This is a genomic window from Oleiphilus sp. HI0128, from assembly GCF_001635365.1.
In genome coordinates, this window is sequence record NZ_LWGG01000075.1 from 1 (window position 1) to 807 (window position 807).

The 807-nt window shown below is 44.7% G+C and carries 1 protein-coding gene; it reads left to right on the forward strand.

Annotated features, from left to right (window positions below):
- On the forward strand, nucleotides 1-807 hold an 807-nt coding region (locus tag A3763_RS00975; protein ID WP_156494794.1), incomplete at both ends, for a PAS domain-containing protein.

The following is an 807-nucleotide window of genomic DNA, read 5'->3' on the forward strand; positions in this document are numbered from 1 at the left end:
TCATATCGAACAAAGCTCTCAGCAAGATGAAATCAGCGACCTAATGAGCGCTCTAGATCGCATGCAAACAGAATTGATTGGCGAATTCGAGCGCCGAGCAGAAGAAACCAGCCGTGTGACTAGCGCCCTGAAAGTTGCCAATACCAACCTGATGATGGCAGATAATGACCTTAACATCATCTACCTCAATAATGCGGTCGAAAAAATGTTTAAGGATGCTGAGTCAGACCTTCGCAAAGACTTACCTAAGTTCTCTGCCGATAACTTGATGGGTGTAAATATTGATGTTTTCCACAAGAATCCGGCTCATCAAAGACAGTTACTAGCCAGCTTAACGCAAAGCTATGAAAGTACTGCCAAAGTCGGTGGCCGCAGCTTCAGAATTGTTGCCAACCCTGTTGAAAGCGAGAACGGCAACCGTTTAGGTACTGTTGTTGAATGGGTAGACGAAACAGAGATGCTCGCCAAGCAAGCGCAGGAAAGACAAGAGGCTGCTGAAAATGTACGCCTGAAACAAGCTCTTGATAACGTAAGTGCTAACGTAATGGTTGCAGACGCCGAGCGAAACATCGTCTATATGAATGATGCCGTACTTGAAACACTTAAAATCGCGGAAGAAGATATTCAACAAGTACTTCCACAGTTTGATGCCAACAATTTACTTGGGCAATCAATTGATATCTTCCATAAAAACCCAAGCCATCAGAAAGAGCTACTAGAGAATCTAAGCGCTCAACACAAAGCCAATATTCAAGTTGGTCGACGCCATATGGAGCTATCAGTCAACCCGGTTAAGACCGAGTCCGG